17 protein-coding genes, 1 tRNA gene and 3 pseudogenes are annotated in these 20,656 nt (G+C 66.7%); 11 read left to right on the plus strand and 10 right to left on the minus strand.

Translation table 11 applies throughout. The features are described from left to right. Positions 1–424, plus strand: a pseudogene (locus tag ACJ73U_RS38025) (hypothetical protein); the annotation flags it as partial. A gap of 198 nt (positions 425–622) precedes the next feature. Further along, positions 623–1,144: a hypothetical protein gene (locus tag ACJ73U_RS38030; RefSeq protein ID WP_407782618.1), complete on the plus strand. Its 522-nt coding sequence runs from the start codon at positions 623–625 to the stop codon at positions 1,142–1,144. Here ACJ73U_RS38030 and ACJ73U_RS38035 read toward each other — a convergent pair. Next, positions 1,125–1,274, minus strand: coding sequence for a hypothetical protein (locus tag ACJ73U_RS38035; RefSeq protein ID WP_407782619.1), 150 nt, complete (start codon positions 1,272–1,274; stop codon positions 1,125–1,127). The genes ACJ73U_RS38030 and ACJ73U_RS38035 overlap by 20 nt on opposite strands. Before the next feature lie 76 nt (positions 1,275–1,350). On the opposite strand from ACJ73U_RS38035, the gene ACJ73U_RS38040 reads away from it, so the two are divergent. Together ACJ73U_RS38040 and ACJ73U_RS38045 are read left to right on the plus strand one after the other, a co-directional pair. Then, the gene (locus ACJ73U_RS38040) at positions 1,351–1,545 is read left to right on the plus strand and encodes a hypothetical protein (protein ID WP_407782620.1); all 195 of its coding nucleotides are present in this window, start codon (positions 1,351–1,353) and stop codon (positions 1,543–1,545) included. 276 nt (positions 1,546–1,821) lie between these two features. Beyond that, on the plus strand, positions 1,822–2,481 hold the full coding sequence (locus ACJ73U_RS38045; RefSeq protein WP_407782621.1) for a toll/interleukin-1 receptor domain-containing protein: 660 nt from the start codon (positions 1,822–1,824) through the stop codon (positions 2,479–2,481). Positions 2,482–2,542: 61 nt separating this feature from the next. On the opposite strand, the pseudogene ACJ73U_RS38050 reads toward ACJ73U_RS38045, so the two are convergent. The 4 genes and pseudogenes from ACJ73U_RS38050 to ACJ73U_RS38065 all read right to left on the minus strand — a co-directional run. Beyond that, positions 2,543–2,794 (minus strand): annotated as a pseudogene (locus ACJ73U_RS38050) (sigma factor-like helix-turn-helix DNA-binding protein); the annotation flags it as partial. After that, positions 2,680–2,943 (minus strand): RNA polymerase sigma factor, encoded by a 264-nt coding sequence (locus ACJ73U_RS38055; protein ID WP_407782622.1) that lies wholly within the window; start codon positions 2,941–2,943, stop codon positions 2,680–2,682. The gene ACJ73U_RS38055 and the pseudogene ACJ73U_RS38050, both read right to left, overlap by 115 nt. A gap of 346 nt (positions 2,944–3,289) precedes the next feature. Beyond that, on the minus strand, positions 3,290–3,463 hold the full coding sequence (locus ACJ73U_RS38060) for a hypothetical protein (protein WP_407782623.1): 174 nt from the start codon (positions 3,461–3,463) through the stop codon (positions 3,290–3,292). Between the two features lie 166 nt (positions 3,464–3,629). Continuing rightward, on the minus strand, positions 3,630–6,767 hold the full coding sequence (locus ACJ73U_RS38065) for a DEAD/DEAH box helicase (RefSeq protein ID WP_407782624.1): 3,138 nt from the start codon (positions 6,765–6,767) through the stop codon (positions 3,630–3,632). 336 nt (positions 6,768–7,103) lie between these two features. On the opposite strand from ACJ73U_RS38065, the pseudogene ACJ73U_RS38070 reads away from it, so the two are divergent. The 3 genes and pseudogenes from ACJ73U_RS38070 to ACJ73U_RS38080 all read left to right on the plus strand — a co-directional run. Further along, a pseudogene (locus tag ACJ73U_RS38070) lies at positions 7,104–7,658 on the plus strand (serine/threonine-protein kinase); the annotation flags it as partial. Positions 7,659–7,892: 234 nt separating this feature from the next. Further along, positions 7,893–10,148, plus strand: a complete 2,256-nt coding sequence (locus ACJ73U_RS38075) for an ATP-binding protein (protein ID WP_407782634.1) — start codon at positions 7,893–7,895, stop codon at positions 10,146–10,148. A gap of 3 nt (positions 10,149–10,151) precedes the next feature. Next, positions 10,152–10,949: a Stf0 family sulfotransferase gene (locus ACJ73U_RS38080; protein ID WP_407782625.1), complete on the plus strand. Its 798-nt coding sequence runs from the start codon at positions 10,152–10,154 to the stop codon at positions 10,947–10,949. 219 nt (positions 10,950–11,168) lie between these two features. On the opposite strand, the gene ACJ73U_RS38085 is transcribed toward ACJ73U_RS38080, so the two are convergent. Continuing rightward, positions 11,169–12,314 (minus strand): helix-turn-helix domain-containing protein, encoded by a 1,146-nt coding sequence (locus ACJ73U_RS38085; protein ID WP_407782626.1) that lies wholly within the window; start codon positions 12,312–12,314, stop codon positions 11,169–11,171. A 264-nt stretch (positions 12,315–12,578) separates the two neighbouring features. Here ACJ73U_RS38085 and ACJ73U_RS38090 point away from each other — a divergent pair, with 264 nt between their 5' ends. Genes ACJ73U_RS38090 through ACJ73U_RS38100 form a run of 3 tightly spaced genes read left to right on the plus strand, consistent with a single transcriptional unit; the run spans position 12,579 to position 14,976 of the window. After that, positions 12,579–13,763 carry a tyrosine-type recombinase/integrase gene (locus ACJ73U_RS38090; RefSeq protein ID WP_407782627.1) on the plus strand — a complete coding sequence of 395 codons (1,185 nt, stop codon included), beginning with the start codon at positions 12,579–12,581 and terminating at the stop codon, positions 13,761–13,763. A 14-nt stretch (positions 13,764–13,777) separates the two neighbouring features. Beyond that, complete coding sequence (locus tag ACJ73U_RS38095; RefSeq protein WP_407782628.1) at positions 13,778–14,557, plus strand: hypothetical protein; 780 nt, start codon at positions 13,778–13,780, stop codon at positions 14,555–14,557. Continuing rightward, on the plus strand, positions 14,533–14,976 hold the full coding sequence (locus tag ACJ73U_RS38100) for a tyrosine-type recombinase/integrase (RefSeq protein ID WP_407782629.1): 444 nt from the start codon (positions 14,533–14,535) through the stop codon (positions 14,974–14,976). Before ACJ73U_RS38095 ends, ACJ73U_RS38100 begins: the two co-directional genes overlap by 25 nt. 425 nt (positions 14,977–15,401) lie before the next feature. Here the strand turns inward: ACJ73U_RS38100 and ACJ73U_RS38105 are convergent, their stop codons facing one another. The 4 genes from ACJ73U_RS38105 to ACJ73U_RS38120 all read right to left on the minus strand — a co-directional run bounded on the left by ACJ73U_RS38105 (position 15,402) and on the right by ACJ73U_RS38120 (position 19,622). Further along, complete coding sequence (locus ACJ73U_RS38105; RefSeq protein WP_407782630.1) at positions 15,402–16,340, minus strand: DUF2637 domain-containing protein; 939 nt, start codon at positions 16,338–16,340, stop codon at positions 15,402–15,404. Beyond that, positions 16,337–18,319: a tyrosine-type recombinase/integrase gene (locus ACJ73U_RS38110; protein WP_407782631.1), complete on the minus strand. Its 1,983-nt coding sequence runs from the start codon at positions 18,317–18,319 to the stop codon at positions 16,337–16,339. The genes ACJ73U_RS38105 and ACJ73U_RS38110 overlap by 4 nt, the downstream gene beginning before the upstream one ends. A 51-nt stretch (positions 18,320–18,370) precedes the next feature. Next, positions 18,371–18,443, minus strand: a tRNA-Arg gene (locus ACJ73U_RS38115). Between the two features lie 99 nt (positions 18,444–18,542). Then, complete coding sequence (locus ACJ73U_RS38120) at positions 18,543–19,622, minus strand: LacI family DNA-binding transcriptional regulator (RefSeq protein WP_407782632.1); 1,080 nt, start codon at positions 19,620–19,622, stop codon at positions 18,543–18,545. 94 nt (positions 19,623–19,716) lie between these two features. Here ACJ73U_RS38120 and ACJ73U_RS38125 point away from each other — a divergent pair. After that, positions 19,717–20,656, plus strand: a 940-nt coding sequence (locus tag ACJ73U_RS38125) for an MFS transporter (RefSeq protein ID WP_407782633.1), incomplete at its 3' end; no start/stop codon positions are given.

Genomic DNA, 20,656 nt, shown 5'->3' on the forward strand with positions numbered 1-20,656 from the left:
CAAAAAAACCCAACACGACGAACATCACATCAACGCCGAGATGCGAGCCGCCGTCATCCTCACCGAGCAGAGCCTGGACCAGACCGAAGCCGCGACCATGCACCTCGACGATGCGCTGCGGCACTACGACCCGGCAGGAGACCTGGGTGCGGAGACACTCAACCGGTTCGCCGACGCCCTCCGGCGAGCCGGTCGGGGTCATGACGCTCTGCGGTGGTGTCGAGCAGCTCTCGCCCAGGCTCGCCGAGCCGGTGAGCGCTACCAGATCGCGAAGGCGCGAGACGGCATCGCCCACCTGCTGTACAGCGCCGGCCATACCGACGCCGCCAAACGTCGGTGGCTTGACGCACTGGCGCTTTACGACGTGCTCGGCGTGCCGGAAGCCCAACAGGTACGCGATCGACTGGACAACCTCAGTCTCTGAGACTGGTCCACCCCGGCCTGTCCAAGGTTGTCCAAAGCAGTAACAGCTCATGGCCGACCACCTCGAACCTGTCCTTGACCGACTCAACCGGAGATCGGTCCGAGACAGGGAGAAGCAATGTCAACGATAAGGCTCCAACGGCACTTCGGTGCCATCCATCTACCTCCCCCGGGGCGCATCCTCACCGCTCTGGCGGTAGTGAGCGCCATGGTGATCGGGCTGGTGCTGGCCGGTTCCAGCCCGGCGGCTGGCCGGGCACAGGACAACATCCAGCCGGTCCAACTGCACCTGTCCAACAGCGAACGGGCCCAGTGGCAGAGCAAGATCGCCACCGCCGCAGGACGCGCCCAGGTGGTGTCCGACATGCAGGCGGCCTTCGCCGGAGTGGCGACCGTCGGGACCGGCCAGCGTCCGTCGACAGCGACTCGCGAGTCAGCTGGCGAAGTGCGGAACGTGGCCTACACCGCAAGCGTGCGGCACGACGTGGCCTGGGGAATCACCGCTGACCACTTCTGGATCATCGTGTCCTACGCCGACGTCGTCAGCGGCGCGATCTGGGCCGCGGTACGGGCCTGCCAGACCCGACTGCCGGGCTGGCTGTGCACCAACGCCGGAAACCTGTTGGTGAGCTGGGCACAAGGATGGGGCTCGGCCAGCGACCACGGCGTCTGGGCAGCCGTCTACTGGTGGCCACCACACATCACCGGTGGTCGGTGGTAATCGGCCACACAACAACGCCGGCCGTCACGTCCGTCACCGGGCCGTGACGGCCGGCGCGTTTGGCTCGGTTTCGTGTAGCGACGCCGGTCTGTTCGACGATCACCTGCTCCAGCAAGCGGTTCTCCAGCAACTCTTCCTGCGCTCCTCGGTGTCGTCGTCGGTGCGTTCGCGACCTACGCCGCCACCTCGACCGCAGAGCGCGCTCGATGGCGACGCTCTCAGGCAGTGCGTGGGATGGTCTGAGGCTCGCCGCCTGTGCCGAGGACGCACATGCGTTCAAGAAGGTCAGCGCCATCGCCGTCACGGTGGCCGCGCATCGCGCCATCCATCCGGACATCGGCGCGCTTTCTCCGAGGAGGGTTTACCGGCGCTGGCTGAGCTGGAGAAAGAGCGCACTGTGAAGTGGGAGATGGCCGTGACCGCCAAAGGGAGAAGATGACGCACTACTCTCACTCCTTTGTGAGGTCGTCACGTAATAGCCAGCTTTCGAGGCTGGCTTGCTTAACCGGTTAAGTCAACAGCTGGGTTGGCTGTCAACGAACCCGAAACCTTCAAATGGACGGTTCCGTGTCCGTCGGCTCGACTTGCTGGCGTGCGAAGTGGACAAGTGCGGCAGCGTCAAGATCTGCTGGCGCGCCGACTTGAGGTGTGTAGCCCAGGGTTCTAGCATCCCGAAGATGAGCGATTCCAGAGGTGACGTCCAGTATGACGTGTGCCTTTCCTTCGCGGGGGAGCAGCGCGGTTACGTAGAGGAAGTCGCCTCTGGTCTGCGTGCCCGTCATGTCAAGGTGTTCTACGATGGCTACGAACAGGTAAGCCTTTGGGGCAAAGACCTCGGGGAGCACCTCGATCAGATTTATCGTCAGGCAGCCAGATATTGCATCATGTTTGTGTCGGCTGACTATGCGCGTAAAGTTTGGACAACGCATGAACGCAGGAGCGCTCAGGCGCGTGCCATTGAGGAGCACTCGGAGTATGTGCTCCCGGTGAGGTTTGACGACACTGAAATACCCGGCCTTCGCCCGACTGTGGGATATTTGGATCTTCGGGTCATCCGCCCGGATCAGCTTGTCGACCTAGTGGTGCAGAAACTGGGGCAAGTGGGCTTGGTTGAAAAAACTCCCGGGTCGACCAAGGGTCCGATTGCTCCCATAGATTCCTTTCATCCAGCTAGGTTGAGACCTCGGATACCTGACGGTCAACTTACCGCGGAACGCAATGGTGAACGCGTCCTCGCAAAGGTCCCGCTTGAGGGTGGAGGGCGGCTCGCGCTGGAACTCGAACTGTCTGCCGCCAGAATACTGGGTGCCGAACTAAAGCGTTCGTTGGACGAGTGAGTCGTGAGGGGCTTGCGCTCGACGATTCCGACATCAGAATCGTTGCAAGCCGCCGGACGCGATGGGCGCGGCTCTTGACCGTGCCCTCCGCCAGCCGCAACCGGGCGGCCACCTGCGACACCGGCTGGTCCTCCAGGTACAGCAGGCGCACCAGGTCCTGGTCGGCGTCGTCCAGCCCGGCCAGCGCCGCGGCCAGGCTCACCCGGTCCACCGCCAGCTGCTCGGGATCGCCGGTGACCAGCTCGGCGGCGCGGCCCGCCGATACCCGTTGCGGTGCACCCACAACGCGGCCTGCCGCCGCGCGATCCTCCACAACCACGCGGCGGCACGCCCGTCCGGCTGGTACGACCCGGCCCCCTGCCACACGGCGACGAACGTCTCCTGGAGCACGTCCTCCACCGCGTGGGTGGCCAGCACCCGCCGCAGCCGGGCGGCCAGCCACGGCGCGTGCCGCGAGAACAACTCCCGCAGCGCACGCTCGTCGTCGCCACCCCGCGGCGCGGATCAGGCTGTCGTCATCCATCACCCCTCTATTGCGCCAGCACCCTGCCCGGTTCACCAGAGGTCACTCCTCCTCGAACGCGAGCCGAGCGGGGGCAGCTAGTGCCTGCTTGCCGGTGGAGAGATTGCCGACCACGACTCAACAGGTCACCGACGACGCGCCGAACGGGCTGGTCAAGGTGTACACGAACAGTGACGTACTCGGCGACTGTCGTCGCCGTCGATGCGAGCCTGGCGTGTCGAGTAGAGCCGGGGCGTGAAGTGAGTTAGTGCGTCGGCTGGTAGGCCAGGCTCTTTTCCTCACCTCCTAGTAAGGCCAATACTGTCGGCGCTGAACAAACCTTGTCTCGAAGCTTTTCCGACTGCGCAGCGAACCACGCTCGACCCAATCGCGCATACCGCGCAATGTCACCAGGCCCGAATCTTCGGCCTGCAACTGACGCCCGATCTGTTCAAACAGTTGCTCATCGGTCAGGTTCAAAGATCTTGAATCTCAGTCACATCGTGAATCGTACTCGACATCTGCTCTGCCGCGATCCCTTACCCGCCACGTTTCCTCGAGAGCACCGGTCCAGGTGGCAGACGTTGCATACCGACAATGGCCGCCACATCTCGGTTTCCCCTCAGCCAGCTACGTTTGTGTGTTGCTAGTCGGTGGCGGCGGGCAGGACGTCGGCGAAGTCGAGAACGTCTCCTGCGTTCTTGGCAGCTTCGGCGGCGTCCAGCAGTGTCTGCAGCCTGTTCTGCTTGCCGCCTACGCATTGGAGGAGTTCTTGTTCGTCTGCTGCCAGCACAGCGTCGGGTGTGCGGAGGTTGTCGTGGTAGAGACGGAGGTAGTCGGGTCGTCCGAGTTCGTTGCCCGCGTGGACGGCGAGTGGGACGAGGTCTGCGGGGACACCCAGTTCGAGTTGGACGGGTAGCTGTCCGGCGAGGTGGGTGAGGTCGGCGCTGGGGTGGAGGTGTTGGGCGATCTCGAGCACGGTGGTGATGACGTCGCGGGTGCGGCTGACGGTCTGGCGGATGGCGCCGGCGGCGTCGCGGGCAGGAACGTGCCTGGTGAGCAGGGCCTCGATCTGTGCTAGGGGGACGCCGCCCATCCAGAGCAGGCAGCACACGGCGCGTTTGGCGCGGATGATTGCTGTGGACCGTTCCGGTGCGGTGGCCACGGTGGTGAGCATGGTTGCGGAGATCTGGTGGCGGCGGAGCTCGTTGAAGGAGGTGGTCCGCTCGGGTTGCCATCCCCGGGCGTTGAAGGGGAGGTAGATCGCGTCGAGTTCGGCGGTGAGTTGGGCGGCGCCGATGAGGGTGGCGCGGTTGAGTTCGCCAGAGTGCAGGTTGCGCAGGACAGTGGCCACGCGGACGGCGGAGCGCACACCGAGGCTGCTTTGCGCGACCATGGTCCCGAGTTCGGTGACATGGAGGCCAGTCGTGGTGGATTCCACGAGGCCGCTGGCGAGGAGTTCGTCGAGGGCTGGGGTGATGTCGGACGGGTTGAACAGCTCGTCTTGGGTGGTGATGCGTCGCTGGTGGGCGGCGAAGCTGTTGGCGAGGAAGGTGACGACGTCCTGGTCGGAGAGGCCGTGTTGACCGGTGCGGCCTTCGGCGATGGCGATCACGCGCAGTACCACGGTCAGCAGGTCGGTGCCGCCGTCGAGCAGGCGAGAGACCAGGTCCTCGGGGGTGCCGGTGATGTAGCGGTTCCAGCGCTGCTCGGCGTGGATCGCGCCGCCGACGATCACCACGGCGCGGCCCTGGCTGGTCAGGCCGAGTCGGCCGGCGCGGCCGGCGATGTTCTTGTACTCGGCCACGGTGTAGGGCATGGTCGCGTCTCGGCCGGCGGGGTGGTCGAGTTCGCCGATCACGACCGTCTCGGCGGGCAGGTTCACGCCTTGCGCGAGGGTGGTCGTGGCCACGATGACTCGAATCTTGCTGTCGGGTGCGCGGAAGTGGTCCTCGATCACTTGTTTCTCGTCGCGGTCGAGGTCGGAGATGTGGAAGGCGACGCCGCCTTGCAGGCACTGGCGCAGTTGGCCGCTGACGACGCTCGGGTCCCCGGCGGGGAGTGCGTCGAGTGCGTCGGTCGCTGCGGGGAGGGTGAGGGCGTTGGCGAGATAGTTCGCGCACCCTCGCGCCTTGCCGCGGGTGTTGCGGAACACGATCACCTGCTGGCCGTCGGCGACCAGGCGGGTCACCAGCGGGGTGATCACGTCGCGGTTGCGTTGGGCCCACGGCTGGGCTGGCATGATCTGCTCGGTGGCCTCATTACCGTCCGGGGTGAGGTGGCGGTAGACGCCGTCCGGTCCGAGCACACCCTCCAGCAAGGGAACGGGTCGCTCGGTGCGGCGGATCACGGTCGCCTCGAGCCAGCTATCCAGCCCACCCAGATCACCCAGGACCGCAGAGAGCGCGACGACCTGAGGGGCAATACCCTCATCGTGACGCACCTTGAGCAGTGTGAGCAGCAGTTCCAACCCCGGGCCGCGCTCGCGGTCGACGATGCTCTGCACTTCGTCGATCACCACCACGGCCAGCAGCCGCAGCAGGTGGGGATTGCCGAGCGCGAGGTTGGCGAACATCTCGTAGGTCAGAACCGCGAGGTCGAACTGCCCCCGGAGCAACTCGGGTGCCTGGTCGCTGATCTCACCGGTCACCCGGATGGTGCGCACCCCGACCGGGCCGTAGGTGCGCCGGAACCGGGTGTACTGCTCGTTCACCAGCGCGCGGGTAGGCAGCAGGAATACCGACCGCCCACCGTTCTGGGTCGCCTTTAGCGCGGCCAGCTCACCGATCATCGTCTTGCCCGAAGAGGTGGGCGCGGTGACCAGCACGTTGTGCCCGTCAAGCAGGCCAGCCTCGTTGATGGTGTCCTGCTGCAGCTGATTCAGCGCCGGCACGCTCGTAGTCCACGCTTCCAGGACCGGTTCGCTGATGCCATGGGAACGCAGACTCCGCAGGTCTGCGCTGACCGGCGTGCGCGCTAAGCTGGGGAACAAGGCGGTGTAGAGCGGACCGGGCTGGAAGACCGGCCAGGTGATCTCGCCGTCCATCTGGCCCCGCAGCGTCGGCTCCTGCCGCGCTGCGGCAGTACTCGACGCACTAGCGGTCACGCTCCGCGTGACATAGGCGAGCAAGGCATAGAGCGGGAGCTCCCCTTGCCGGGCGACGTCGGTGGCACCCAGCAGAGCCTGCAACAGATGGTGGGTGAGCAGGCCATGACCGATCCGCACGTCCTCCCACGCCGGCTGGTCCGCCGTCGCGGCAGTGAGGATCAACCGGCCCGTGCCAGCAAGCCGGTCCAGTTGCGCCGCGGTGGACAACGGCACACCACCGACACCGCCCCGCGACATCGTGGTCGCGTGCAGAACCTTCGCACCCGCACCACCGGAGAAGCAGCAATCCAACACGACCACCAACTGGCGAGCCGGAATCACACTGACCAGGTCCGTGAACTCGCTCAACGGCAAACCGGTGGACGGCAGATCTGCGGGGTCGGCGTCGTAGGTCACCAACTCGTGGGTATCGCTGCCATGCCCGGAGAACCCGATCACCACCACGTCGTCCTCGGTGCTGTCCGCCGCGAGCCGCGTCAGCTCGTCGACCAGCCGAGCCCGCGTGGCGTCCTCGTCCGCCACCACCGCTGCGGTGCCACCAAGATTGTCGGAGAACAAGGCGTGTAAGGCCTGCGCATCCCGCACCGCCGACTTCAGATGCGCGATCAAGGGCGACTGGTAGCGATTCACACCCACGAACAGCCCTCGAAACGATCCAACACTCACGATCGCCACCTCCTACCGCGAAGTGGCCCAGTCTAACTACGACGAACGGGGCAAACCCGATCGACACGCCTGACCGAATGCCGATTCCACGAACCGGACTGAGGATAGGTTTGAAAGTTTCTGATTTAGTCCACTGCTTAAGATCTATTGCCAGTCTTGCCCGCGCGTTCTGATCTCCAGTGGCTCGCTGGGCTCAGGTAGAGCAGCGTCCTGTGACATCCCAGATCGGTCTGCGCGCCCTGCAGCGCGTAGCTTGTGTTTGTGTTCGAGGAGTGCGCGGCCATACTTGACGCAGCCACAGGAAACCGCAGGGACTACGTCCTTCCCGCTCGGCCGCTGAGCGACGTGGGTGGACAAGGGCGTGTCTTCAAGGCGGTTCACAAGAGGTCTGGTATAGAAGTAGCCTTCAAGAGAAGGCGCTCGGGTACGGCCGAGGCGGTTGCTCGCATGCGCCGCGAGATTGAGGTAGGTCGTGCCCTACGGCATCGGCACATCGTTCCGGTGCTTGACTCGGACTCTGACTTCTCATGGTTTGTGATGCCTCTGGCGGAAGGCAGCGCGGACGATGAACGACGCGTGTTGTCCGACAGTGATACCGAGTTGCGGCGGTTGGTTACTCAAGTTTGTGAAGGTTTGGATGTTGCACATGGTCGTGGCTGGATACATCGAGACATAAAACCGGCTAATGTTCTGAGGTGGACTGACGATTCCTGGGCCGTCGGTGACTGGGGGCTTGGACGGAGGCCTCGGGGAAGTACTACCGCGCCGCGCCGTACACAAGTGGGGTATGCATACGGAACACCAGGGTTCGCGGCGCCAGAATTGGCCATCGATGCGCACGAGGTGTCGGCAGCCGCCGATATATACAGTATCGGCCAGGTTATAGGCTGGGCTCTGACAGGGGATGATCCGAGAGTGAATGTTCCTCTGTTGCCGGCAGGTGGGCCATGGCGAAGGATTGCGCGACGGTGCACGCCACTTGACCCGGCTGCGCGTCCGCAGTCGGTCGCAGATCTTCTGCAGTTGGTTGCCCGTGAGTTCGATGACGAGGCCGCTTCCGACGATGTAGAGAATCTACTAACTCGCGCAAAGCAGGGTGATCATGCGGCCCTAATGAGATTGTGGCACGTTGCCGTGGAGCACGCGCTCGCCGTGCACCTGGCGCACGAGCTTCGTCAGGCGTACCCCGATGGCCAGCTCTACGTCGACCTGCACGGAGCGAGTTCGGACCCGACCCGCCCCGACGATGTGCTCACCGGCTTCCTGACCGCGATGGGTTATAACAGGGCGATACCCGAGGCCATCGAGGAGCGGCAGCGCTTGTATCGAACTGTGCTGAGCGAGCGTCGGCTGCTGGTGCTGCTGGACAATGCCGCCGACGAGGCACAGGTACGGCCGCTTCTTCCAGGAGGGGCCGGTTGCGTTGTCTTTGTAACAAGCCGCCGCCCGCTGGCTGCGCTGGAGCGTGCTCACCTGGTCGCGCTCGATGTGCTGGCGCCCTCGGCAGCCAGGGCGTTGCTCGCCAGGTTTGTCGGCGCCGAGCGGGTCAGATTGGAGCCGGACGCAGCGGCGGATATCGCTCGGCTGTGCGGGCATCTGCCGCTGGCATTGTGTATCGCGGGAGGGCGGTTGGCGGCTCGTCGACACTGGCCACTGGAGCGGCTGGCTGAGCGGCTGTCCGACGAGCGTCGGCGTCTGGACGAGCTTGCAGTCGGTGACCGGGCGGTACGAGCCAGCTTCAATCTGAGCTACCGGAACCTGGATCCGGTTGAGCGGCGCGTCTTTCGGCTGCTTGGCCTGATCGAGGCGACCGACTTCCCGGCCTGGGTGGCGGCCGCATTGCTGGCCGTGACTGTGGAAGAGGCGGAGGACGCGATCGAGCGGCTGGTGGATGTACAGCTGCTAGAGCCTGGGGGCAGCGCCGAGGAGGCTCTGCCGCGGTACCGGTTCCATGACCTCATTCGCGTGTACGCATGGGAGCGGGCTGACGCCGAGGAGCCGGCACCAGATCGGCTGGTGGCGGTCAGTTCGATGGTCTACGAGTACCTGGCTATGGGCGAGCTGGCGTGGGTCATGGAACCCGGCCGATCCCTGGCGGAGTCTTCGGCCGAGGCGAACCGCTGGGCCCGACAGCACCTGGGCAGCCCGCCATCCGGCGGAGTCGACTGGTTCCACGTCGAGCTGGACGGATTTGTCGCCGCGCAGCGGCAGGCGCACCGCGCCGGGCTGTGGGAGCCGACCTGGCGCCTGGGGGCTCTGCTCGCCCCGTTCTTCGTCCGGTCCGCACATGGTGGGGATTCCGAGCTGACGAAGAACCTGGCCTTGGACGCGGCGCGCCAGGCCGGGGACCGGCGCGCTGAGGCGGACGCCCTGGCGCTGTACTCCGGCCTGTTTCTCAACCGGGCCGCCTGGGACGAGGCCGCGGACCGGTTGCGGCAGGCGCAGGACATCTACGTCGAGCTCGGTAACCGCGAAGGGGAGTTCAGTTCGCTGCTGGCGACCGGGGTGGTGCGTCGGGATCAGGGACGCTTTGCGGAAGCCGTCACGTTGCTGCGCCGCAGCCGTGCGATCGCCGAGGAGCGCGGTGACCGGCTCGGTGTCGCCGCGACTGAGTACAACCTAGGTTTCGCGCTGCGAGAGCAAGGGCTGTGGAACGATGCCCGCACGGTGTTCGAGTCTGCTCTCGCCGTCTTCCGGGAGGTCGACGACTCGGTGGCGCAGGCGCGGATCCTGTACGGGCTGGCGCTGGTGCACGCGTACGAGCAGCGGCTCGATGTAGCGTGGGAGATGTTAGTGGACGCAGAACGCCTCGCTCGCGCCTCGGTCGACAACCGATGGATCGCGATCATTTTACTCGGTCAGGGTCGCATCTGTTGCCATCAGGGGAACAGGCGCGAGGGCACTGCTACCTTCCAACACTGCTTGGCGCTGTTCCGCGAGATCGGTGACCGGACCGGTGAAGCACACGTGCTGCGTAGCCTCGGCATTGCCCTGCGCGACCAGGGTGCTCACACCGAGGGCATCGCGTGCCTGGGGCGCGCAGTGGACATCGTTACCGCACTCCAGGACTCTCGTGCCGAAGCACGTGTCCGGCACAGCCTCGGCGTGCTCCAGCAGCGCACTGGTGCCTATGACGAGGCCCTCGACCAGCTGCGGCAGAGCCTGGCTCTCTCGCTTGCTCACGACGATCGGCCATGGCAGGCGCGTACCCTCAATCGGCTCGGTCTGCTCGCAGCGGAGCGACGGGACTGGGCGGCAGCGGCCGAGCATTGGTCCGCGGCCGACGCGGCCCTGCGCGGCCTGCAGGCTGACGCGCTCGCCCATACTCTGCGCCGGACCCGGCCTGTAGGTCCGCGCGGTGCAGGAGCGTACGACGATCTGGGGGTGTGACCGATGCGACCGACCCGCTCGTACCTGATCTGTACCACTCCGCGGTCTGGCAGTTGGCTGCTCGCGGACGGGCTGCGTAGGACTGGCGTCGCGGGCCGGCCGGAGGAATACCTTCGCACCGACTGGCTGCTGCGATACCAGAATGTCGGCACTCTCCGGTATGAGCACCGCCTTCTTGGGCTCGGCCCGATTCCGCCGACCCCCGGTATCGCGGACTTCCTCTCGGCCGTGTTGGAAATTGGCACAACGGTAAACGGCGTCTTCGGTGCCAAGGTGCACCAAGACCAGTTCGCCGCAACGGTGGCTGCGGCGAACTCATCGGTGGACGGGGTGCCAGCCGGTGCTGGCACCGACGTCGAATTCATCCGAGCCTGGCTGCCCCGTCCGCGATTCGTACACTTGGCCCGTCGGGATCGTGTCCGGCAGGCACTCTCGCACTACAGGGCGCGGCGTACCGGCCGGTGGGTTCGGCACGACGACATACCGGACCAGGCGATCCCGGTTGACTTCACGGAGATCGATGCTCTGATCGGCCGCAGTGTGGCGCGAGACATCGCCTGGGAAGACTTCTTCCAGCGTCTGGGGGTCATCCCGATCCGCGTCGTGTATGAGGAACTTGCGGCCGATTACCAGAGGGTGGTCAGAGATGTGCTGTCAGCGCTCGACCTCCCAGTGCTGCCAGTACCCGTGCCCCAGCTGCGAGTTCAAGCGGATTCCTGGACGGCTGCGCAGGTGTCGGCGTACGAAGAACGCAAGGCGCGGCTTGCGTCGCCGAGCAGTGCTTCGAACGATTCCGTGTAGCGGCCCGCGACCGCCTCTGCCGAGAACCGCGCGCGGATGCGTTCAGTGAGTGGTTTTCATCTTGGTCTGGGATCCGATCAACGAGCGAGGCTGCGGTCCCTGGTGGCGTGACCGGTGCCGGACGAGTGGCCAGCGTGCGTAGCAGGTCGTCGCGGGTTTCAGTCGCCTGGGAAACCGGTGGCTGCTCCGGTACCTGTGGGGAGACAGGTGGGGTGTCGGTCACTGGACGGCCTCCGCGTGTGTCGAGGAGACAGAGCGCTCCGCCGGACCACGGCCAGCGCTGCGGGAAGGGGGGAGGTAGAGCTGGGTGAACTCGTCCGGCATCAACCCGGCGGTCTCAGCCAGCTCGTCCACGGTGTGGCCGTGCTGGAGGTGCCAGTCGACCATGGAGTCGATTGCGGTCGGAGTCTCGACTGGGAGTTCGTTGGGCTCGCGAGTGCGGTAGCCCAGGCTGGTCAACTCCACCGCGAGGGATCGGTATTGCCAGTCGCTGAGGGCACCGAGGGTGTGTGCCCGACGCAGCAACGCCCACATCGACACCTGCCACTGGGCCTTCAGTTCCAGCAGTCGCGGCACATCGACCGTGCCCTGTAACTGCGGACTGAGCTCCCGAGCGGGTAGTAGCAGCTCGGCGGCGAACGCATTGGCTTGCTTCTCCTGTTCGGGATGCGGCACCGGATGCAGCACGGCATGCCCGAGTTCGTGGGCGAGGGTGAACCGTTGACGCTCGGCCGGAGTGCCGACATTGAGCAACACCACCGGGTCTTCATTCGGTGGGCAGGTGCTCACCGCGTCCACCGGCACTACCTCAGCACCGGAATCTAACGGGACAGGCTCCACCAGCGCGCGGCACGCGACCAAGCCCCCCGCCTGCTCCAGTAAGCGCACGACCGATGGCAATGGCCCGTCAGGCACTGACCAGCTTTGACGCAGTTCTCGAGCGGCGTCTTCCGGGGTGTAGTAGTCGTCCACCGGGATGTGTGGGATCCGCTCGGACGGCCGAGGGACAACGACCGCCAGTGCACGGAGCTGGATGCGAGCCAGATTGAGCACCGCGTGGATGCGGCGCAGATCCCCAGCTGAGGCTGACTGCTTCTTACGGTGGTGAACCAAGCCGGGACCGGCGCCCACCTCCTGCTCCGACCGAAGCAACAACGACACCGGATAACGCAGCGCCCGGGCGAACAGCTCAAGCCGATCTCCGGCCACCACCAGCCGCCCGGCCTCGGCCCGACTCACATACCCCTGACTGACCTTGCTCTCTGAGCCGTCCAGCTCCTGCATCACCGCTGCCAGCTCACCCTGGGTCATCGTCCGCGACTCCCGCGCCAACACCAGCATCCGAGGCTGCGCCGTCTCCTCCAAGCCCTCACCTCCAGGCATCCTCAATAATATACCACGAAATATTCCGCATTCTAGTCGTCTGGCTGGGGTCCAGCCGAGGCGACGATGCCAGTGGGCTCTGCGCAAGCTCCGAGGCATCGGGCGGAGCACACGGGATCGCGGAGGCTGCGTGAACTTGGACACTCCGTCTCGTAGAGGAGTCGATGGCCGGGGCATACCCGAGCAGGTGACTGCAGGTACCTGATCGTGCGTGCCTCGGCTCGTACCGTGGTGTTCGGGTGTGTGATGACCAAGGTCGTAGCGGGTTCAGAGGTGCCGGTGCGCCGGCGGGCGCGGGGATCGATCAGTCGGTTGCCGAGCGGGTCGTTGCGTGTGCGTGTCTATGTCGGTGTGGATCCGGTGAGTCGGCGGCAGCGGTGGCTGTCTGAGACGGTGAAACAGGGCCCGACCGCGGCGGCGCAGGCGGAGGAGGTGTGTCGCCGGCTGGTGGAGCGGGTGCAGCGGAGCCGCTGTTTGCGGACGGACGCGACGCTCAACGAGTTGTTGGATCGGCATCTGGTGCTGCTGTGTTGCGGTGAGCACACGCGCGAGTCGTATGAGTACACGGCCGCGCGGCACATTCGTCCGTTCCTGGGTCGTCTGCGGCTGTCGGCGGTGACGCCGGAGCAGTTGGACGAGTTGTATGCAGGCTTGTTGCGGTGCCGTGAGCACTGCTCGCTTCGTGCGAAGCCAGGGCACTCGTGTCGGCCCTTGGGGTCGGCGACGGTCCGGAAGATCCACTATCTGCTGGGTTCGGCGTTCCGTCGGGCGGTGCGCTGGGGCTGGATTGATCGCAACCCCACCTACGGAGCGACTGCGCCGCCGCCGTCGCTTCCCGAGCCGTTGCCGCCGACTCCTGCGGAGGCGACTCGGATCCTGGCGGAGGCGTGGAGAGACCCGGATTTGGGGCCGTTGGTGTGGGTGGCGATGGCTACCGGTGCCCGGCGGGGCGAGTTGTGCGCGTTGCGGTGGTGTCATATCGACACCGTCGATGGTGTCATGGTGATCCGGTCGGCGATCGCGCAGGCACGGCGTGGGCTGTGGGAGAAGGACACCAAGTTCCACCAGCGTCGCCACGTTGCCCTCGATCCGATCACCTGCACCATCCTGGGCACCTACCACCAGGAACGCAGCCGGCGAGCGGCTGTGGCCGGTGTCGTGCTCTCGGATGACGGGTTTGTGTTCTCGCCACGAACCGATGCCCGGGCGTGCTGGTCACCACAAGAGCTGTCGAGGCAGTATCGGCGGTTGGTGGATCGGTTGGGTATCCGTACGTCGCTGCACACTTTCAAGGCGGCAGCGCGGGTTCGAATCCCGTTTGGGAGCACCCTCCGCCATCGAGGCGACTTGGGGGCAGGAAACCAGCAGGTAGACGCGGTTGACCGGGCCGGAGGGTGCGACCCGGCAGGAGACTGTTGCCAGCGGTCTTGAGAGGATCGTGTGGCATGGCTCGTGACAAGATCACCATTCCGTTGGATCACAGGGTTGCTCCGGTCCGGCGGGGTGCCCGAGGTTCGATCAGTCGTCTTCCGAGTGGCTCGTTGCGGGTGCGGGTCTACGCCGGCATCCATCCGGTCACCGGTCGCCAGCGCAATCTGAGTCACACCGTCCCAGACGGCCCGACCGCGTTCGCCGACGCCGAAGCGGTCTCTCGCCGCCTGGTTGACCAGGTCCGCGACTGTCGCTACCCCCGCCCCGAGGTCACCGTCACCGAGTTGCTTGACCGCCACGTCGAGCTGGTGCACGCCACCGAGGCCACCCGCCGCTCCTACCGCCACACGGTGACCAAACACCTCCACCCCCGGCTCGGACACCTCAAGCTGGCTGCGGTCACCCCCGAGGTCCTCGACCACCTGTACGGCGCGCTGCGTCGTTGCCGTGACCAATGCGCCTACCGCGACGGCCGTCAGGGCGGTCGCCAGATCGAGGATGGGCATCGGTGCCGGCCGCTGCGACCCGCCACTGTCCGCAAGATCCACTATCTGATCAGTGGCGCCTTCCGACGTGCGGTCCGTTGGGGCTGGATCGACCGCAACCCCGCCGCCGATGCCGCTCCACCTCGCGTTCCACACCCGAACCCCAGCCTCCGACGACCGCCGAGGCCACCCGCATCCTCACTGCGGCCTGGGCCGACCCGGACCTCGGGCCGCTGGTGTGGCTGGCCATGGTCACCGGGGCGCGTCGTGGTGAGTTGTGTGCGTTGCGCTGGCGTCATGTCGATCTGACCCGGCGGGTGCTGGTGATCCGGACCAGCATCGCCCGATCCGGTAGCGCGACCTACGAGAAGGACACCAAGCTGCATCAACGTCGCCACATCGCGCTGGACCCGCGGACTACGTCGATGCTCGCCGCCTACCAGCAGCAACGCCAGCACCGCGCGGCCCAGGCGGGCGTCACCGTGACCGACGAGGGTTTCGTGTTTTCCCCGCGTGCCGATGCCACCACCCATCTCGTGCCGGATGCACTCAGCCGCCAGTACCGCCATCTGGTCACTCAGTTGGGGATCGTCACCACGTTGCACAAGCTCCGGCACTACTCGGCGACCGAACTTATTGCCGCTGGCGTCGATCTGCGCACCGTCGCTGGCAGGCTCGGCCACGCCGACAACGCCGCACCACCCTGCGCTACTACGCCGCCTGGGTGAACGAGGCTGACCAACGCGCCAGCCGCGCTCTGATGAATCGCCTGCCCACACCACACACCCCGCCCGCCACCCAACTCATTCCCAGCACTCGGCCAGTGAGCCCGTGTCTACGATTGTCTGATACGTCTTCGGTCTCGACGGTCATCATGGTGGGTTGGATGGCCAGGACGCAGACTGCAGAACCTTGTAGGCCCCGCCGGCCTTCCGGCCTGGATCCCAGTACACGCGGTGAAGCCGAGCGCCGCTGCCGTACTCGTCGACTCGCGGGTGGACGCCGTGGTGAGGCTGTGGCGATCATGACCGCCTGGAGACCGCGGCGGGCCCCTGGGTTGCGCGGCGGTCTGGTATCGGTGGTTACTGATGTTGAGTGCGGGGACCAGGCGATCTGGTTGCCTGGCCCCCGCACCAAGGGGCATCAGCTGGGTCTAACGGCTGTTGGCTAGCGAAGATTCGGTTTGTAGTTGCCACCAGATATCGGTAGCGCGATCGGTGCCGATCGCGTGTCCTTGGCGCCGGATCCCTCGGGCCAGTCCGTTTCGGGTGATCTTGCCGTTCGACTCCTGCAGGTCGGCTGCGACATCGCGTGCGATTCGCAGCAATTCGACGGGGTTCTCACTCACGCCGCCAGTACTCGCCGGCCGGCGAGCGACGGCTGGTGTGGTCGTTGGCCTTCTTACGTGGGGGTCGGACCTGGTCCCCTCATGGCGTGGTGGTGCGGGCTGGCGAGGTTCGATGTCGTCGATAAGCGCTTCGCCCGGTTCGACCGTGGCCACGTCCGCGGTCCGGTCCATCGCCCGGTCTGCGGGCGAGATCGAACCGGTCTGCGGGCTGCGGTCGGGTCCAGTCTGCGGCGTGACGTCCGGTCCGGTCCAAGGAGGGACGACCGGACTGAGCGCTGCGGACCGGACCGGGGAACCGGTCCGGTCTGCGGTTCGGTCCGGGCGCGCCGGTGACGCGTCGACCGGGTCCGGTCCGCTCGCGGCTGGGGTGCGCGACAGGACGATCTTGACGACGGCGAGGAACCCCAGAGCCGGGAGGGCCGCCACGATCCACCCCCAGACCGATGGTTGCGCCTCGGCGACCTGTGCGGCCAACGACACGAGAGCGGCTGCGCAGAGCACCAGGTAGACAAAACCGGTGTGCTGACCGGTGCGTTTGCGTCGTCGAAGTTCCAGGCCGGCGGCGATCGACATCAGTTCGACCACCACGGCGTTGGCCCATCCCATCCAGGACTGCTGGCCGTACCTGACGGTGAGATCGTGGATGTGGGTGAACGACGCGCACGCGGCCGTGACCCCCATGACCAGCATGATCGTCACCTGTGCGGCGGCCTCGACGCGCGCCGCCCTGGTCTGGTCGGTCATGCCACCCCCACCAGACCACCAGTGGACTGCGGTGGCGCGACCACGGTGGTCACCACGCCGCGTTCGCCGGCGTAGCGGACGACCAACTCGTAGTCCCCGGCGTCGGAGTCCTGACCCCCGGTGCGGCGGATAGCGTCACGCAGGAGCTGGAGCAACGTCTCGGAGTTGGTTGGGTCGGCACAGGTCCGGTAGGTCCGGACACTGCGGCCGAGGTGAGTGAGTTCAAGGTCCAGTTCTTCGAGACCGGTTGTGGGGGAGTGTCGGTCCGGTCCGCTCTGGGCGCCGTGCTCAGGTTGGTCGACCGTCTCCCGGACCGGACTGTGGACTGCTCCTTGGACCGGTCTCGGGATGGGGACTTGGACCGATCTCTGGACCGGCTGCTGCAGTTCGTGAGTGACTTCAAGGTGGGAGTCGGCCGCGAAAGCTTGAGCGAGATCGTCGCGTGGTCTCACGGTTGCTCGCTTGCCGCGCGAGGCGTTTACGAGTCCCCATGATTTGAGCAACTCCACCGCTCGATGCGCAGTTCCCGCCGATACCCCATGCTCGGTCGCCAACTGCTTCTCGGAGGGGATCGGCATTCCCGCGCCGAGCTCACCGGCCGCGATCGCCTCGCGTAGGCCGGCCGCGATGACCTCGTACGGACTCACGGGACTCACCTTCGCCCACTCAGACCGGTTCGAGGCCTGTGGTCGCTGGGGCAGGCGAGGAGACAGCGCTTTCGCTGCTCGTTGGTCGGCTTCTGATACCCAGGCGGTGTAGAAGTTCAGGGTGGTAGACGCGCTGGCATGGCCGAGGCGGCCGGCTACCGTCGCGACGTCTACACCGGCGATGATCAACTCGGTGGCGGAGTAGTGGCGGAGCTTGTGCAGCGTGGTCTTGATGCCGAGCTGGTCGCGGAGCCGCCCGAACCGCTGGGTGACCGAATCGGGCCGCCACGGCGTGCTGTGGTCGGGCGCGTCGGAGAAGACGAACCCCTCGGGGTCCAGTTCAATGTCCGCCTCGGCGGCCCACGCTGCGCACCGGTCGAGGTGCTCGCGCAACACCTCGACCGATTCCGGATCCAGCGCGACACGGGTGAGCCGTCCACCCTTTGGCTCGCCGGTGTACAGCTCTGTTCCGGCTTGTTTGATCGCGAGCCAGAACTGCGCCGTGGCCATGTCGAGGTCGACATCGGCTAGGCGTAGGCCGCAGAGTTCGCCGCGGCGTTTGCCGGTGGTCATCGCGAGCCAGATGTAGGTGCCCCAGTCCAGATCGTTGCGCCACGCCTGGTTGACCAGCCTTGCCGCGTCGTCGGCGGTGGGTGGTTGTGGGTTCGGCTTAGCCGCTTCCGGCGGCTTCACGTGATCCAGGGGGTTGGTGCCCAGCCAGTCCCAGGCCACCGCACGCCCGAACGCGCCGTTGAGGATCGTGTGGATTTCCCGGATCGTCGACGCGGCCAGACCCTGGCACTGATGTGGGCGGCAGCGACGGTCGCAGCCATGCGCACCACGGGTGCGGTGGTCGATCGCGGGTCGCTTGTCGCAGTGCGTGCGGCACCTGCGTAGCTCCGCGTAGAACCGCTCGAACACCCGGGCCTGCGCCTTCTTGACCGGAGTGGCGCCCAACAGCGACCCGATGTGATTGCGCACCTTGCCGCGCCAGCCGCGCATCGTGGCCCGGTCGATGTCGACGACCTCGAAGTAGGCGTCGAGCAACTCAGCGATCGTCGCGTTGGTCCGCGGTGCCCGCTGCTCGTCGACCCGGTTCAACCAGCGGGTGAGCGCTTGCTGGGCAGCCTTGTCGATGTTCGGTGTGCCGGCCTGAATGGTTTCCCCGACGTAGATCGGCCGCTTGGTGACCGGGTCACGCCCGTTGTAGACCCGGATCCGCTTCGCTCCGCTACGGAGCGTCTCGATATTCCCTCGTTGACGCCGGTTCGGCGACATCGTGACTTCCCCCATCACTCGAATGTATGCCACGAGTGATGCCACGAAGATCATCGAACTGACTCCGGGAAGATCATCTTCCCGAGTTTGCGCTGGTCAAGCTTGCGCCCCCGGCAGGACTCGAACCTGCGACCCAGAGCTTAGAAGGCTCCTGCTCTGTCCGCTGAGCTACGAGGGCATGAGGCAGCCGTCGCTGGCGAAGGGCGATGGCTTTCCCAGTGGGTCTGATCGTTCGTGAGGGCTTGAGCGTTTCTCGTTGTGGCCAACTCGGGTCAGGTCACACCAGTTCGGCCGTCGAGCCGCGTACCTGTAGCTCCACGTCGATGGTGACCGGCTCGCCTGGTCTGGCGCCGTTCAGCATGCGTAACGCCAGCTCACCGGCCTGTCTGCCCTTGGCGACGAGGTCCTGTCGGACGGTGGTCAGCGGCGGGTCGCTCCAACTGGCGGCCGGGGTGTCATCGAAGCCCACGATCGACACCTCCGCGGGCACCGCCAGCCCCAGCTCGTTCGCGGCGCGGATGGCGCCGAGGGCGAGTTCGTCGGACATGCACAGCACCGCGGTCGGCCTCGGCTCGAGCCCGAGCAACCACCTGGCACCCTCCCTGCCCAACTCGCGCGCACTCCCCGGTGCCTCCCAGACGGGCACCTCGTCGGCGACGATACCGTGCTCTGCCAGGCCCTTCAGGTATCCGGCAATCCGGTCGAGGGACACCCGGAAGTGTGCGGTGGCGAGCCGCTGCGGCCCGATCGGGCCGCCTTGCCCGTCGGCGCTCAGTGCCAACGTCAGGATGGCGACCCGCCGGTGCCCCAGCGCGGCCACGTGCCGGGCGGCCAGCGTCGCACCACCCGCGTCGTCCACCGCCACCCGGGCCGAGCCGGGCACGTCCGGCTGGTCCACCACCACGAGCGGCAGCCCGCGCTCCCGCACCGCGTCGAGGGCCGGCGCGTCGTCCGGCAGCGAGTAGGCGACCACCACGTCCGTCTGCGCCCGCATCACGGCCCGCGCGTGCGGTCCGCCGTCGTTGGTGCCGGGCAGGAGCAGCAGCGACCGCTCCTCGTTGTCGACCGTGGCGGACAGGGCGTCGAGCATGATCGACAGCGCGGGGTCGGAGAACGCCGAGGACAGCCCGTCGCACAGCATGAACGCCACCGAGCCCGCCTGCTTGGTGGCCAGGCTCCGCGCCACCGGGTCCGGGCCCGCGTAGCCGAGCTGCTTGGCGGTCGCGATGATCCGCTCCCGCAACGCGGTCGACAGCTGGTCAGGCCGGTTGTAGGCGTTGGACACCGTGGCCCGGGAGACGCCGACGCGCTGGGCGATGGTGTCCAGCGTGGGACGACGCTCCCGGTCGTGGGTCACCGGCAAAGCCTACGACCAGGTGCGGTGGCAAGGGCATAGCCTTCTCTGAAGCGCTTCAGTAGAATGGGGTGAAACGAGGGGAAGGGGAGCACACGTGCGCTCGGGGCGACTTTCCGTGTTCATCGTCTTCGCGCTGAACGGCATCGTGATCGGCTCGTGGGCACCACGCATGCCCGCGCTGGCCGAGCAGATCGGCGCGAACCCGGGCGTGCTCGGGTTGGCCCTGCTCGGCAGCAGCATCGGCATGATCGCGATCGCCTCGGTGACCGGTCGCCTGTGCGCCCGTTTCGGGGCGCCGGTGGTCGTGGCGAGCTCCGCGCTGGCCGCCGCGGTCGTGGTGTCCGTGCTGGCGCAGGTCGCCACACCACTGCAGCTCGGCCTCGCGCTGGTGCTGCTCGGCGGGTCCGTCGGCATGCTGGACGTGTCGATGAACGTCGCCGCGGTCACGGTCATCCGCCGCACCGAGCGCCCGCTCATGCCGGTCTTCCACGCCGGCTTCAGCTTCGGCGCGCTGGCCGGTTCGATCGGGGCGGCGTTCGCCGCCGGGCACGGCATGGGGCTCGGCACGCACTTCCTGTTCGTGAGCGGCGCGACCGTGCTCATCACGCTCGGGGTGATCCGCTTCGTGCCCCGCGAGGCACCCGCGGCCGGCGAGGGCGAGCACGCCACCGCCGACCGCCGCATGCTGCGCCGCCCGGTGCTGTGGCTGCTGGGCAGCATCGCGTTGTTCTCGGCCATCGTCGAGGGCGCGAGCGGCGACTGGTCGGCCCTGTTCTCCGTCCGCGAGCGCGGCCTGTCCGAGGCGGCTGGCGCGGTCACGTTCTCCGTCTTCTGCGTGGCGATGGGCCTCGTCCGGCTGTTCGGCGAGCAGATCGAGCGCCTCCTCGGCGCCGTGAAGATCCTGGTCGGCGGCGCGCTCGTCGCCGGGCTCGGCCTGCTCATGACCGCGGTCGTGCCGGTCGCCTGGCTCGCCTACCTCGGGTTCGGGCTGGCCGGCGCGGGGCTCGCGTTCGCGTTCCCGGTCGCGCTCGACC

The organism is Actinophytocola sp., assembly GCF_045807065.1.
Classification (GTDB): Bacteria; Actinomycetota; Actinomycetes; order Mycobacteriales; family Pseudonocardiaceae; genus Actinophytocola.

Coding starts and splice junctions, on each gene's coding strand:
- ACJ73U_RS38080 (WP_407782625.1), top strand. CDS start 10,152: ATGCGACCGACCCGCTCGTACCTGATCTGTACCACTCCGCGGTCTGGC.
- ACJ73U_RS38095 (WP_407782628.1), top strand. CDS start 13,778: ATGGCTCGTGACAAGATCACCATTCCGTTGGATCACAGGGTTGCTCCG.
- ACJ73U_RS38110 (WP_407782631.1), bottom strand. CDS start 18,319: ATGATCTTCGTGGCATCACTCGTGGCATACATTCGAGTGATGGGGGAA.
- ACJ73U_RS38105 (WP_407782630.1), bottom strand. CDS start 16,340: ATGACCGACCAGACCAGGGCGGCGCGCGTCGAGGCCGCCGCACAGGTG.
- ACJ73U_RS38040 (WP_407782620.1), top strand. CDS start 1,351: ATGGCGACGCTCTCAGGCAGTGCGTGGGATGGTCTGAGGCTCGCCGCC.
- ACJ73U_RS38090 (WP_407782627.1), top strand. CDS start 12,579: ATGACCAAGGTCGTAGCGGGTTCAGAGGTGCCGGTGCGCCGGCGGGCG.
- ACJ73U_RS38045 (WP_407782621.1), top strand. CDS start 1,822: ATGAGCGATTCCAGAGGTGACGTCCAGTATGACGTGTGCCTTTCCTTC.